The 13,666-nt window shown below is 71.2% G+C and carries 12 protein-coding genes and 2 riboswitches; of the genes, 4 read left to right on the top strand and 8 right to left on the bottom strand.

Going from position 1 to position 13,666, the window contains the following annotated elements; all coding sequences use genetic code 11:
• Window positions 1-334: 334 nt before the first annotated feature.
• Window positions 335-1,309 carry an IS110 family transposase gene (locus LCC91_RS06970; protein WP_224440878.1) on the top strand — a complete coding sequence of 325 codons (975 nt, stop codon included), beginning with the start codon at window positions 335-337 and terminating at the stop codon, window positions 1,307-1,309.
• Window positions 1,310-1,325: 16 nt separating this feature from the next.
• Here the strand turns inward: LCC91_RS06970 and gcvP are convergent, their stop codons facing one another.
• The 4 genes from gcvP to LCC91_RS06950 form a co-directional block, all read right to left on the bottom strand.
• Window positions 1,326-4,265, bottom strand: a complete 2,940-nt coding sequence (gcvP, locus tag LCC91_RS06965; RefSeq protein ID WP_043702228.1) for an aminomethyl-transferring glycine dehydrogenase — start codon at window positions 4,263-4,265, stop codon at window positions 1,326-1,328.
• Between the two features lie 13 nt (window positions 4,266-4,278).
• Complete coding sequence (gene gcvH, locus LCC91_RS06960; RefSeq protein WP_043702231.1) at window positions 4,279-4,644, bottom strand: glycine cleavage system protein GcvH; 366 nt, start codon at window positions 4,642-4,644, stop codon at window positions 4,279-4,281.
• A gap of 39 nt (window positions 4,645-4,683) precedes the next feature.
• Window positions 4,684-5,832, bottom strand: coding sequence for a glycine cleavage system aminomethyltransferase GcvT (gene gcvT / locus LCC91_RS06955; RefSeq protein WP_043702234.1), 1,149 nt, complete (start codon window positions 5,830-5,832; stop codon window positions 4,684-4,686).
• A gap of 48 nt (window positions 5,833-5,880) precedes the next feature.
• A riboswitch (glycine riboswitch) is annotated at window positions 5,881-6,023 on the bottom strand.
• Between the two features lie 8 nt (window positions 6,024-6,031).
• A riboswitch (glycine riboswitch) is annotated at window positions 6,032-6,145 on the bottom strand.
• 173 nt (window positions 6,146-6,318) lie between these two features.
• Window positions 6,319-8,004 (bottom strand): electron transfer flavoprotein-ubiquinone oxidoreductase, encoded by a 1,686-nt coding sequence (locus LCC91_RS06950; protein ID WP_043702237.1) that lies wholly within the window; start codon window positions 8,002-8,004, stop codon window positions 6,319-6,321.
• A gap of 129 nt (window positions 8,005-8,133) precedes the next feature.
• Between LCC91_RS06950 and LCC91_RS06945 the strand changes: the two genes are divergently transcribed.
• Window positions 8,134-8,562 (top strand): acyl-CoA thioesterase, encoded by a 429-nt coding sequence (locus tag LCC91_RS06945; protein WP_043702239.1) that lies wholly within the window; start codon window positions 8,134-8,136, stop codon window positions 8,560-8,562.
• A 68-nt stretch (window positions 8,563-8,630) separates the two neighbouring features.
• Here the strand turns inward: LCC91_RS06945 and LCC91_RS06940 are convergent, their stop codons facing one another.
• The 3 genes from LCC91_RS06940 to hemH are packed head-to-tail and all read right to left on the bottom strand — an operon-like array spanning window position 8,631 to window position 10,808.
• On the bottom strand, window positions 8,631-9,218 hold the full coding sequence (locus LCC91_RS06940; RefSeq protein ID WP_043702242.1) for a peroxidase-related enzyme: 588 nt from the start codon (window positions 9,216-9,218) through the stop codon (window positions 8,631-8,633).
• 32 nt (window positions 9,219-9,250) lie between these two features.
• A complete protein-coding gene (locus tag LCC91_RS06935; protein ID WP_043702246.1) occupies window positions 9,251-9,712 on the bottom strand; it encodes an RNA-binding S4 domain-containing protein in 462 nt (153 codons plus the stop codon).
• Between the two features lie 4 nt (window positions 9,713-9,716).
• Entirely contained in the window at window positions 9,717-10,808 is a 1,092-nt protein-coding gene (gene hemH / locus LCC91_RS06930; RefSeq protein WP_043702249.1) for a ferrochelatase, read from the bottom strand.
• 19 nt (window positions 10,809-10,827) lie between these two features.
• Between hemH and LCC91_RS06925 the strand changes: the two genes are divergently transcribed.
• Entirely contained in the window at window positions 10,828-11,649 is an 822-nt protein-coding gene (locus LCC91_RS06925; protein WP_185974918.1) for an HAD family hydrolase, read from the top strand.
• Window positions 11,643-12,302: a glutathione S-transferase family protein gene (locus LCC91_RS06920; protein ID WP_043702252.1), complete on the top strand. Its 660-nt coding sequence runs from the start codon at window positions 11,643-11,645 to the stop codon at window positions 12,300-12,302. The genes LCC91_RS06925 and LCC91_RS06920 overlap by 7 nt, the downstream gene beginning before the upstream one ends.
• Here LCC91_RS06920 and hpnE read toward each other — a convergent pair.
• A complete protein-coding gene (gene hpnE / locus LCC91_RS06915) occupies window positions 12,274-13,662 on the bottom strand; it encodes a hydroxysqualene dehydroxylase HpnE (protein ID WP_043702254.1) in 1,389 nt (462 codons plus the stop codon). The genes LCC91_RS06920 and hpnE overlap by 29 nt on opposite strands.
• Window positions 13,663-13,666: the final 4 nt, after the last annotated feature.

Raw genomic sequence — 13,666 nt, 5'->3', positions numbered from 1 at the left:
GGTGTGTGGCGGGGCTCGCGGGTGCGATTGACACGGCCGCGGCCGCCGCGCCGGTCAGCGCGGCATTGCCGCTGCCGATGGAGCGGCCCCCTCCTAGCGGGGGGGGCCACACGATCAGTTACACGCTTGTATGTTTCATACCAGACCAGTGCGGTAGAGTTTGACTGCCGACGAGGCGGCCAGACCGGCCCGTGCAGTTTGGTATCCGCTGGGGTGATCGAGCCCGTGTCTGAGTACAGAGCGCACGGCCGCCGCGCTGGTCTTCCTCAAGCCCGAACGGTTACGCGCGCCGGCCTGTCCGAGCGCGCATGCACAAGCAAGGGAAACGAAGACCATGTCTGCTTCCTGCGTGGTGGTGGGCATCGACGTGGCCAAGGCGCACGTCGATGTCTGTGTGCTGGGTGCCCAGTTCAAGGCCCAGCGCTTTGACAACCAGGCCGAGGGCCACTCGGCCTTGACGGCGGCGTTGCAGCCGCTGGGCGTGGCGCTGGTGGTGATGGAGGCCACCGGCGGGTATGAAACGGAACTGGCCTGCGCGCTGCAGGCGGCCGGCTTGCCGGTGGCGGTGGTCAATCCGCGTCAGGCGCGAGACTTCGCCAAATCGATGGGCCGCCTGGCCAAGACCGACGCCATCGATGCGCGTGTGCTGGCCGAGTACGCGGCGGTGCTGCTGCGCCGCGAGGACCTCACGCGCTTGCTGCGCCCGCTGCCCGATGCGCAGCAGCAGTGGCTCGCCGCGCTGGTCACACGCCGTCGGCAGCTGCTGGCCATGCTGCTGGCCGAACGCCAGCGCCTGCAGATCACGCCCCGCGGGCTGCACCCGAGCATCGAGGCCGTCATTGCCGTCATCAAGGCCCAGCTCGACGAGATCGATGGCCAAATGGTGGGCCACGTGCGCGAGCACTTTGGCGAGCTCGATGCGCTGCTGCAGTCGGCCCGTGGCATCGGCCCGGTGGCCAGCGCCACGCTCATTGCCGAGCTGCCCGAGCTCGGGCGGCTCAATCGGCGCGAAATCGCCGCGCTCGTGGGCATCGCCCCCATGGCCAACGACTCGGGCGCGAGCAAGGGGCGACGACGCATCCAGGGCGGGCGCTTCGACGTGCGCCGCGTGCTCTACATGGCCACACTCACCGCCTGCCGCGCCAACCCCGTCATCAAGGCCTTCTACGAGCACCTCATCGCTGCGGGGAAGTTGCCCAAGGTGGCACTGGTGGCGTGCATGCGCAAGCTGCTGACCATGCTCAATGCCATGGTCAGATCCAACAAACCTTGGGACAGCTCGCTTCACAACTCGCCTCTCGGCGCTTGACAGAAAAGACGGTTACTCAGGCCGCGGCCGGGACCAGCTCCGCCACCGGCACGCAGCTGCAGAACAGGTTGCGGTCGCCGTAGACGTTGTCCACGCGCCCCACCGGCGGCCAGTACTTGCTGTCGGCGCGGCCGTGGGCACGATGGAAGGGCAGGGCCGCCCCCTGCTCGCGCGGGTAGGGGTGTGGCCAGTCTTCGGCCAGGCACCGCTGCGCCGTGTGCGGGGCGTTTTTCAGCGGGTTGTCCTCGCGCGGCCACACGCCGAGTTCGACGGCGCGGATTTCCTCGCGGATCGCAACCATCGCGTCGATGAAGCGGTCCAGTTCCTCCAGTGTCTCGCTCTCGGTGGGCTCGACCATCAGCGTGTTGGGCACCGGGAAGGACAGCGTCGGCGCGTGGAAGCCGTAGTCCATCAGCCGCTTGGCGATGTCCTCGGCCATCACGCCGCTGCTGTCCTTGAAAGCGCGGCAGTCGAGGATGCACTCGTGCGCGACGTGGCCGTTGGCGCTGGCGTACAGCGTCGGGTAGTGCGCGCGCAGCCGGGCGCTGACGTAGTTGGCGGCGAGGATGGCGGTTTGCGTCGCGCGCAGCAGCCCGTCGGCCCCCATCATGCGGATGTACATCCACGAGATGGGCAGCACCGCGGCGTTGCCCAGCGGTGCGGCCGACACCGCGCCCACCGGGGCGTTGGCCCGCGCGCCGCCCGCGTACGCGCCAGCCGCCAGCGCCGTCGCGTGGCCCGGCAGGTAGGGGGCGAGTTCCTCCACCACGCACACCGGGCCGACGCCGGGGCCGCCGCCGCCGTGCGGGATACAGAAGGTCTTGTGCAGGTTGAGGTGGCTGACGTCACCGCCGAACTGTCCGGGTGCGGCCAGCCCGACGAGCGCGTTCATGTTGGCACCGTCGATATAGACCTTGCCGCCGTGCCGGTGCACCAGCTCACACAGCGCCTGGACACCCGTCTCGAACACGCCGTGCGTGCTGGGGTAGGTGATCATCACGCACGACAGGCGCTCGCTGTACTGCTCGCACTTGGCGCGCAGGTCCTCCAGGTCGACGTTGCCCTGCGCGTCGCACGCCACGGGCACCACTTGCAGGCCGACCATCTGCGCGCTGGCCGGGTTGGTGCCGTGGGCCGAGGTGGGGATGAGGCAGATGTCGCGCTGCGCCTGTCCGCGCGCCGCGTGGTAGGCCTGGATCGCCAGCAGCCCGGCGTACTCGCCCTGCGAGCCGGCGTTGGGTTGCAGGCTGATCGCGGCGTAGCCCGTGGCCTGGCACAGCCACGCGCGTAGCTGCTCGTCCAGCAGGCGGTAGCCCTCCAGCTGGTCGGCCGGCGCGTAGGGGTGGACCAGCGCAAACTCCGGCCACGTGATGGGGATCATCTCGCTGGTGGCGTTGAGCTTCATCGTGCACGAGCCCAGCGGGATCATCGTGCGGTCCAGCGCCAGGTCCTTGTCCGACAGGCGCCGGATGTAGCGCAGCATCGCGGTTTCGCTGTGGTGCGTGTTGAACACCGGATGCGTGAGGTACGCGCTGGTGCGGCGCAGGGCGGCGGGGATGAGCGTGTCCGCGCCTTCGGCGCACGCATCGAAGGCCGGCAGCGCCTGCCCCGGCGTGGCAAAGACCGCCCACAGCGCCTCGATGTCGGCGCGGGTGGTCGTCTCGTCCAGCGAGATGCCGAGGTTGCCGTGACCCATGTCGCGCAGGTTCATGCCGCGGTCGCGCGCGCGCGCCAGCAGCGATGCCGTCGCCGCACCGGTGTGCAGGCACAGCGTGTCGAAGGCGCTGCCGTTGGCCGGGGCGTACCCGAGGGTGCCCAGGCCGCGCGCCAGGATCGCCGTGTAGCGCGCCACCCGCTCGGCGATGCGGCGCAGCCCCTGCGGCCCGTGGTAGACGGCGTACATGCTGGCCACGACGGCGGGCAGCACCTGCGCGGTGCAGATGTTGGAGGTGGCTTTCTCGCGGCGGATGTGCTGCTCGCGCGTCTGCAGCGCCAGGCGATACGCCGGGTTGCCGTGGGCATCGACGCTCACCCCGACGAGGCGCCCGGGCAGCGAGCGCTTGAAGGCGTCCCGGCAGGCCATGAAGCCCGCGTGCGGGCCGCCCGCGCCCATCGGCATGCCAAAGCGCTGCGCACTGCCGACGACGATGTCGGCCCCCCACTCGCCCGGGGGCGTGAGCAGGGTGAGCGCCAGCAGGTCGGTGGCGACGATGAACGCCGCGCCCTTGGCGTGGACGGTGGCGACGTCACCGCGCAGGTCGTCGATGCGGCCGTGCGTGGCGGGGTACTGGGTGAGCACCGCGAAATAGTCGTCGCGCTGCAGCGCCTGCGCCCACTCCTCGGCGCTGTGGGTGACGAGCACCGCGATGCCCAGCGGCCGCGCGCGCGTCTGCACCACCTCGATCGTTTGCGGGTGGCAGTCGGCCGAGACAATGATCGTCTGGCCCGGGGCCTTGACCGAGCGGCGCGCCAGCGTCATCGCCTCGGCGGCGGCGGTGGCCTCGTCCAGCATCGAGGCGTTGGCGATGTCCATCGCCGTGAGGTCCGTCACCAGGGTCTGGAAGTTGACCAGCGCCTCCATGCGGCCCTGCGAGATTTCCGCCTGGTACGGGGTGTAGGCGGTGTACCAAGCGGGGTTTTCCAGGACGTTGCGCAGGATCACGCCCGGCGTGTGGGTGCCGTAGTAGCCTTGGCCGATGAAGCTGCGCAGGATGCGGTTTTTCTGCGCGATGGCCTTGAGCTCGGCCAGCGCCTGCGCCTCCGGCAGCGGCGCGGGCAGCTGCATCGCGGCGATGCGCGCGATCGCGCGCGGCACGATGCTGTCGGTGAGCGCCTGCAGGCTGTCCTCGCCGATGGCGGCCAGCATCCGGCGCTCGTCCTCGGGGCCGATGCCGACATGGCGCGCAACGAATTCCGCCGCGTTTTCCAGCGCAGCGAGCGGGGTGGGGGTCGTCATGGGGCGGCTCCGGTCACTGCGTCAGCTGGCCATACGCCGTCTCGTCCAGCAGAGCCTCGAGCTCCGCCGGGTTGGCCAGGCGCACCTTGAAGAACCAGCCCGCACCCAGCGGGTCGCTGTTGGCCAGCGACGGGTCGGCGCGCAGCGCCTCGTTGACTTCGACTATCTCGCCGCTGACGGGCATGTACACGTCGGCCGCGGCCTTGACGGACTCGACCACGCCGGCCACGTCTTTTTGCGCCAGGGTCTTGCCGACCTCGGGCAGCTCGACGAACACGACGTCGCCCAGCGCATCCTGCGCGTGGTGTGTGATGCCGACGGTGGCGATGTCGCCGTCGACGCGGATCCACTCGTGGTCGGGGGTGTACTTCAGGGTCATGGCAGGCTCCGGACAAAGGTTGGGAAAACGGTGGAGGGATCAGCCGCGGTGGTAGCGCGGCGGCAGGAAGGGCATCGGGGCGACCTCCATCGGCACGGGCTTGCCGCGCACGAGGGCCTGCAATCGGGTGCCGACTGTGGCGTGGTCGCTCGCGACATAGCCCATCGCGATCGGGCGGTCCAGCGTCGGCGACAGCAGCCCGCTGGTGACGTGGCCGACCGGCGTGCCCTCAGGCGTTTGCAGCGGCGCGGGTTCGCGCACGGGGACGCGCTCCAGCGCGACCAGACCGACGCGCCGGCGCGCCACCGGCGCGCTGCCATCCAGCTGGGCCAGCACGCGGTCCGCGCCCGGAAAGCCCCCGGCGCGCTCGCCGCCGGTACGACGCACCTTCTGGATGGCCCACGTGAGCGCCGCTTCCACCGGGGTCGTGCCGGTGTCGATGTCGTTGCCGTAAAGGCACAGACCGGCTTCGAGCCGCAGCGAGTTGCGCGCGCCCAGCCCGATCGGCTTGACCTCCGGCTGCGCCAGCAGTGCCTGCGCAAACGCGGTGGCCGCGTCGGCGGGTAGCGAGATTTCGAAGCCGTCCTCGCCGGTGTAGCCGCTGCGCGTGACGTAGAGCGACACCCCCTGCCAGTCGAACGCGCCGCCGGTCATGAAGACGAGTACCTCGACGCCCGGCAGCAGCCGCGCCAGGGCGGTGACGGCTTGCGGCCCCTGCAGCGCGAGCAGCGCCTGCTGCGGCAGCGGCTCCACGCGGCAGCGCTGGCCGATGCGCGCCTGCAGGTGCGCGATGTCGGCGGCCTTGCACGCACCGTTGACGACCAAGAACAGGTCGCCCCCGTGGGCGACATCGCGGTTGACGAACATCAGGTCGTCGAGGATGCCGCCATCGTCGTTGAGCAGCAGGCCGTAGCGCTGGCGGTGCGCCCCCAGGCCGATGACGTCCATCGGGATGAGGCTCTCCAGCGCGGCGGCCGCGTCCGGGCCGACGAGGCGCACCTGCCCCATGTGCGAGACATCGAACAGCCCCGCGGCGCTGCGCGTGTGCTGATGTTCGCGGATCAGCCCGTCCGGGTATTGCACCGGCATGGCGTAGCCGGCGAACGGCACCATGCGTGCGCCCAGCGCCACGTGCAGGTCGTACAGCGGGGTTCGGAGGAGGGATTCAGAGGCAGCGGCAGCGGACATGGTCGGTCGAGCAAACAGGTGGTCACGGCCGGCGCCCGAGGGCGCCGGGGCACACCTGCTGTCCGCTTTACCTGAGAGATTCACGCGGCGGCCGCCACCCCCGTGGCACGGCGCTGGGCGTTTGCTCCTTCGGTGGGCGGCGCGGCGGGCACGGGGCCGGCGCGGCGACGCCTCTCTCCAGCAGGCAAGCACCCCGCGGGGTGCTGCATCAGTCCTTTTGCCTGAGCGTTCGGCAAGCAGCCTGCGCCTTCGGCGGTGGGCGACGGTACCCGACAACCGAGCAACCACGCCCACTCTCTCCTGATGCGCGGCATTGTAACGGCTCGCGCCGCCAACGGCTCGCGCTGGAAACCGAACGCGCCATTTTCAAGGACGTGCCCGGCATGGCCACGGCACCGCGGGCCCGGGCGCAACGGGGTAGAGGGTTGTCCCCCTGCTTCCTCGTGCGCCGGTGGCGAACACGCAAGCGGCTATGTCGCCGCCGGGTCACATCCCCGCGTAGTTGGGGCCGCCGCCGCCTTCCGGCGTGACCCAGACGATGTTTTGCGTCGGGTCCTTGATGTCGCAGGTCTTGCAGTGCACGCAGTTTTGCGCGTTGATGACGAGCTGCGGCGCGCCGTCCTTTTCGACGAACTCGTACACCCCCGCCGGGCAGTAGCGGCTTTCCGGCCCGCCGTAGCGGGCGAGGTTCACCGCGACGGGCACCGTCGGGTCCTTGAGCGTCAGGTGCGCCGGCTGGTTCTCCTCGTGGTTGGTGTTGGAGAGGAACACGCTGCTCAAGCGGTCGAAGGTGAGCACGCCGTCCGGCTTGGGGTAGCGGATCGGCTCGACCTGGCTGGCCGCGTGCAGCCGCGCGTGGTCCGGCGTGTGGCGGCGCACGGTCCACGGCGGGCTCTGGATACCGAGCTTGGGCAGCAGCCAGTGCTCGATGCCGGTCATCAGCGCGCCGATCGTGTTGCCCTTCTTGAACCAGGTCTTGAAGTTGCGCGCGCGGTGCAGCTCCTGGTAGAGCCAACTCTGTTCGAACGCCGCCGGGTAGGCCGTCAGCTCGTCGTGCTGCCGGCCGGCGCGCAGTGCCTCGAACGCCGCTTCGGCGCACAGCATGCCGGTCTTGATCGCCGCGTGGCTGCCTTTGATGCGCGCGGCGTTGAGGTAGCCGGCGTCACAGCCGACGAGCGCGCCGCCGGGGAAGACGGTCTTGGGCAGGCTCATCAGGCCGCCGGCCGTGATGGCGCGCGCGCCGTAGCCGATGCGCTTGCCACCTTCGATGTGCGCGCGGATCGCCGGGTGGGTCTTCCAGCGCTGCATCTCCTCGAAGGGACTCAGCCACGGGTTCTGGTAGTCCAACCCGACGACGAAGCCCAGCGTCACCTTGTTGCCTTCGAGGTGATAGAGGAAGCCGCCACCGTAGGTGTGCTCGTCCAGCGGCCAGCCGGCCGTGTGCACGACCAGCCCCGGCTTGGCTTTCTCGGGCGGGATTTCCCACAGCTCCTTGATGCCGATGCCGTAGGTCTGCGGGTCCTTGCCCTCGTCGAGGCGAAAGCGCGCGATCAGCTCCTTGCCCAGGTGGCCGCGCGCGCCTTCGGCAAAGACGGTGTACTTGGCGCGCAGCTCCATGCCGAGCTGGAACGCGTCGGTCGGTTGCCCGTCCTTGCCCAGCCCCATATGGCCGGTGGCCACACCCACCACGCGCCCCTGCTCGTCGTAGAGCACCTCGGCCGCGGTGAAGCCGGGGAAGATCTCCACACCCAGCGCTTCGGCCTGCTCACCCATCCACTTGGTCACCGCGCCCAGGCTGATGACGTAATTGCCCTCGTTGTGGAAGCACTCGGGGATCAGCCACTGGGGCGTGCGCATCGCGCTCGCTTCTTCGAGGAACAGCACCTCGTCACCGGTGACGGGTTGGTTGAGCGGCGCGCCGCGTTCCTTCCAGTCCGGGAACAGCTCGGTGATCGCGCGCGGGTCCATCACCGCGCCGGAGAGGATGTGCGCGCCCGGCTCGGAGCCTTTTTCCAGCACGCAGACACTGACGTCGTGCCCTTTTTCGGCGGCGAGCTGCTTGAGCCGGATCGCGGTGGCCAGCCCCGCGGGGCCGGCACCGACGACGACGACGTCGTACTCCATGGCTTCGCGGGGGCCGAACTGTTCGATCAGGTGGGCCGGGGTCTTCATCGTGGTGGTCTCTCTCGCGGCAGGGCCGCCCGGCAGCGCGGGGCGGCGGGGGTGTCGGATGCGCGACGCATTGTAGTGGTGGCTGCGCTAGCATCGCTGTCCACTGCCCGACAAAGCCCGACACACCCGATGCGACTCGACCTGCCTGCCGACAAACGCCTCGTCCACACCATGACGATCCCGATCCGCTGGGGCGACATGGACGCGATGGGGCACGTCAACAACACGATCTACTTCCGCTACATGGAGACGGCGCGCCTGCAGTGGATGGGCGAGTGGGGCATGCCCGCCAATCCGCAGGGCGAGGGGCCGGTGATCGTCAATGCGTTTTGCAACTTTCTGCGCCAGCTCGAATACCCGGGCGAGGTGATCGTGCGCACCTATGTCGGGGCGCTGGGCCAGCGCTCGTTCGACATGTTCCACGAGATGCTGCGCACCGACGGGGGCGACACGATTTACGCCAACGGCGGCGCCACCGTGGTGTGGGTGGATTTCCCGGCGCAGCGGTCGATGCCACTGCCGGCGGCGCTGCGCGCACGGCTGGCACCGGCGGTGTGATGCGGTCCGCGTGATCCGCGACGGCGCAGCGCTCGGCGCACCCGCGCGGGCCGCTACCGTCGTGGGGGTCACTGGCCCTTGGGCAGGCGCCCGATCAGGTAGAACTCGGGATTCGGCACCATGCCGCTGAACGACGCCATGCGGTTGGAGAGGCCAAAGAACGCGGTGATCGCGGCGATGTCCCAGATGTCCTCGTCGTCCAGCCCGTGCGCGTGCAGCGCGGCAAAGTCCGCGTCGTCCACCTCGTGCGAGCGCTGGCACACCTTCATCGCGAAGTCCAGGATGGCGCGCTGCCGCGGGGTGATGTCGGCCTTGCGGTAGTTGACCGCCACCTGGTCGGCGATCAGCGGTTTTTTCTCGTACACGCGCAGGATGGCGCCGTGCGCGACCACGCAATAGAGGCACTGGTTCGCGGCGCTCGTCGCCACCACGATCATCTCGCGCTCACCCTTGGTCAGGTTGGAGGTGCGCCCCACGGTCTCCGGCATCATCAGCGCGTCGTGGTAGGCGAAGAACGCGCGCCACTCTGCCGGCCGCCGCGCAAGCATCAGGAACACGTTGGGCACGAAGCCCGCCTTGGCCTGCACCTCCAGGATGCGCTGGCGGATGTCGTCGGGTAGATCGGCGAGTTCGGGCAGGGGATAGCGGGTGCTCATCGCGGCTCCTTCGGTTCGGTGTCAAGGGGTTGTCAGTCGTCGAGCGAGGCGCTCCAGCGCGCGTTCCACGCGGGCGGGGGTGCCGCGCCGCGCCAGCGGTCGAGCGCGCGTCGGTCGCGCTTGGTGGGGCGGCCCTGGGTGTAGCTGCTCGCCGGCTCGGGGGCGAGGCGCCGCAGCTCGGCGCGGCGCTCGCGCTCCGCGATCGATTCCGGGGTTTCCTCGTACAGCAGCGCCGCCTGCGGGGCCGGGCCGCGTACGCGGCTCAGCGCCTTGACCACCACCGTGCGGGTGACGTCGCCGGTGCGCAGCCGGATCACGTCGCCCGGCCGCGGCTCGCGCCCGGCCTTGGCGGGCGCGCCGTTGACCAGCACACGCCCGTGCTCGATCGCCTCCGCCGCGAGCGCGCGCGTCTTGTAAAAGCGCGCCGCCCACAGCCACTTGTCCAGGCGCACGCGCGCGTCGTCGGGGTCGGTCTTCTGCGCTGCGCGGCTCATGATGTCATTGTGTCGCGCCCAGCGCCAGCGCCCGCTCGCGGTTGGCCTGCCGCGCCGCCGGATCGTCGGGCGCCGTCGTGGGCCAGCCGGCCAGGTGCCGCTCGGCGATGTCCGCCAGCGCCCGCAGCCACGCCGGGGTGTCGTTCAGGCACGGGATGTAGTGGAACGTCTGGCCGCCCGCGGTCAGGAACGCCGCGCGTGCCTCCTGGTCGATTTCCTCCAGCGTCTCGATGCAGTCGCCGGTGAAGCCGGGGCAGACGACGTCGGCGCGCCGCACACCCTGGCGCGCCAGCGCCACCAGCGTCGGCTCGGTGTAGGGCTCCAGCCACTTGGCCTTGCCAAAACGCGATTGGAAGGTCACGACGTACTGCTCGCGCGACAGGCCCAGCGCCTCGGCCAGCAGGCGGCCCGTCTTGTGGCATTCGCAGTGGTACGGGTCGCCGCGCTGCAGCGTGCGCGCGGGCATGCCGTGAAAGCTCATCACCAGCCGGTCCGGTTGGCCGTGCTGCGCCCAGTGCGCGCGCACGCGCTCGGCCAGCGCCGCGATATAGCCCGGGTCGTCGTGGTAGTGGTTGACGAAGCGCAGTTCCGGCACCCAACGCAGCGCGCCCGCCCAGTCGTACACGGCGTCGAACACGCTGGCCGTGGTCGCGGCGCAGTACTGCGGGTACGCCGGCAGGATCAGGATGCGGGTGCAGCCGGCGGCCTTGAGCGCGTCGAGTTCGTGCGCCACCGACGGCCGCCCGTAGCGCATGGCCCAGCGCACCTGCAAGCGGTGGCCGCGCTCGCCCAGATAGCCCTGCAGCAGCTTGGCCTGCCGCTCGGTCCATACTTTCAGTGGCGAACCGTCTGGCGTCCAGATCGTCGCGTATTTGGCCGCGGACTTGCGCGGTCGCACGTTCAGGATGATGCCGTGCAGGATGGGCCACCAAAGCGCGCGCGGCAGCTCGACGACGCGCGGGTCGCCCAGGAACTCGGCCAGGTAGCGCCGCAGCGCCGGGACGGTCGGCTCGTCCGGGGTACCCAGGTTGACCCAGAGTATGCCCGTGTGGGCCGGCTGGCCATGGGAGTAGGGGGGCTCGGTGCGCATGGTCATGCGCTATTCTCGCGCAGTGATGTTCGACCCTGCACGCGTGCGCGCGATCACCCTCGACCTGGACGACACCTTGTGGCCGGTGCGGCCCACGATCGAGCGCGCCGAAGCCGCGCTGCAGGACTGGCTGCGCGACCACGCCCCGGCGACGGCCGCGCTGCTCGCGGATGCGCCGCTTCGACAGGCGATCCGGGCCGACGTTGAGCAGCGGCACGCCGACCACTGGCACGACCTGACCTTTCTGCGCCGCGAGGCGATCCGTGAGGCGCTGCGCCGCGCCGGGGACGATCCGGCGCTGGCCGATCCGGCGTTCGAGGTGTTCTATGCCGCGCGCCAGCGCGTCGAGCTGTACGCCGACGCGCGGCCCGCGCTGGAAGCGCTGGCGGCGCGCTATCCCGTCGTCGCCTTGTCCAACGGCAACGCGGACGTGCAGCGCATCGGCATCGGCCACTGGTTCGTGGCGCAGGTGGGCGCGCGCGAGGCCGGGGTGGCCAAGCCCGATGCCCGCATCTTCCACACCGCGGCCGAGAAGGCGGGCGTGGCGCCCGCGGCCGTGCTACACGTGGGCGACGATGCCCATCACGACGCGCTGGGCGCGCTGCGGGCGGGGATGCAGTCGGCCTGGATCGACCGCGCCGGGCACGGCTGGCCCCATGCGCTGGCGCGCGGCGGCTGCTCGCCGATGCACCGGCGCCACGGCCCGCCCGACGCACAACCGCACGAACGCCCCCACATCCACGTGCGCGACCTGCTGGCGTTGTGCGATGCGCTGGGGCTGTCCTGCCCCGCGTCGGTGGCCGTGCCACCCCCCGTTTCTGCCCCCTTGGAGACTTGTCGATGCTGACCATCCATGGCATTTTTGCCTCGCGCGCGGTGCGGCCCCTGTGGGCGGCGCAGGAGCTGGGCGTACCGTTCGAACACGTGCCCACGCCGTACCAGGGCGGGGCCACGCGCACGCCCGAATTTCTCGCCCTCAACCCCAACGGGCACATTCCGGTGTTGATCGACGAGCGGCCGGAAGGGCGCGTCGTCGTGTGGGAGTCGATGGCGTGCGCGCTGTACCTGGCGCGCCACCACGGCAAGGGCGACGGCAGCGACATCGCGCCGGCCAACGCCGCCGAGGACGCGGAGGCGCTGCGCTGGGCGTTCTGGGCCGTGACCGAAGTCGAGGCCGACGCGCTGACGGTGCTGATGCACCGCATCGGGCTGCCGGAGGAGCGGCGCGACGCGGCCAAACTCGCGGCCGCCGAGCAGCGGTTGCGCGTGCCGCTGGCGGTGCTGGAGTCGCACCTCGCGGCGCAGGCGGCGCGGGGCTGGGAGCATCTGGCGGCGCAGCGCTTCACCGTGGCCGATCTGTGCGTCGCCTGTGTGGTCAACTGGGCGCGGCCGTCGGCCGAGCTGATGCACGCCTTCCCGCGGGTGCACGCGTGGGTGCAGCACTGCCACGCCCGCCCCGCGTACCAGGCGCTCAAGCAGGCGGCGCGTCAGAGCCGCTGAGCGCGGCCACCGCCGTGTATCCGCTGCGCACGGCACCCTCCAGCGTTGCCGGGTACGGGCCGTCGATGGCGTCACCGGCGGCCAAGAGTCCGGGCGCGATGGCCGCGGGCGGCCGCCGCAAGCCCGGCGTGCACGCGAAGGTGGCGCGTTTTTCGACGACGGTGGCCAGCCACCGCCCGCCGCTCAGCGCCAGTTCGTGCATGGCCTGCCGCTGCACCGCCGCGGTCATCGCGGCCCGGTCGGTGGCAAGCCCGGCGTCCGGGGCGCTGGCGACGAACGCGAGATATCGGCGGCCCGTCGCACTGTCGGTGCGGTGAAAGACGAACTGCGCCGGCGCCCGGCGCGCGTCGGCGCGCAGCGCCAGCATCGGCACCGGCGCGGGCCACGCCCAAGCGGACGGTGGTTCGACATAGACGGTGGCGATCGGCTGGTGCGCGATGGTCTCGGCGTCTTCGATCCACGCCTCGGCGGCGTGCCGCCACGGCGCTCGATCGACACAGGCGGTGCGCAGCAGCCGGGCCGACTCGATAACCGGGGCAGCCAGCACGACGGCGTCGGCGGGGTGCGATGCGCCGTCGGCCGTCTCCACCCACCAGCCGCCCCCTGCAGAGGACGACAGTGCGGTGGCCCGTGCGCCCGGGCGCAGCCGCGCACCCGCGCGCTGCAGCCACGCGACGGCGGCGTCCGGCAGCAGCGCGCCGAGGTCGGTGCGCGGCAGCAGCAGGTCGCTCGGGCCATAGGGCGCCGCCGCCGGGCCCCTCAGCGCGTCGTGTAGCACGCGCAGAAAGACCGTGCCGCTCGCGTGCGCGATCGGGGTGTTGAGCGCGGCGACGCACAGCGGCTCGATCAGCGTTTGCGTCACGCTGGGCGGCAGGCCGACGCACAGGTCCGTCACCGTGGCCCAGGTGTCGCAGGCAAACCCGCGGCGCGCCTGCCGCGCCGCCCAGCGCAGCGCCGCCAGGCGCGCGGACCACGGCCAGCCCCGCACGGTGAGCAGCGCCGCGGCGAGCGCCAGCGGTGCTCCCGCGCCACGCAAAAGCCGCGCCCACCCGGGCAGGGCCAGCCCCGACCCGTCCGCGTAACGCAGCGTCAGCGGCACCTGCTGCAACATCGCAGTCGGTTCCACGCCGACGCGGCGCATCAGCGCGAGCGTCGCGGTGTAGGCCCCGATCAGGATGTGCTGCCCGTTGTCCAGCGTCCAGCGCGTGCCGTCCGGGGCGGTCAGCGGCAAGCGCCGGGCGCGCCCGCCCCAGTGGCGCGACGCCTCCAGCACCGTGACGTGCCAGCCGGCGTCCACCGCGGCCACGGCCGCGGCCAGCCCCGCCCAGCCGCCGCCGACGACGATCAGTGCGCGCCCCACCGGG

Source organism: Tepidimonas taiwanensis (assembly GCF_020162115.1).
GTDB classification, from domain to species: domain Bacteria; phylum Pseudomonadota; class Gammaproteobacteria; order Burkholderiales; family Burkholderiaceae_C; genus Tepidimonas; species Tepidimonas taiwanensis.
This window is presented reverse-complemented; position numbering and strand designations above follow the sequence as displayed.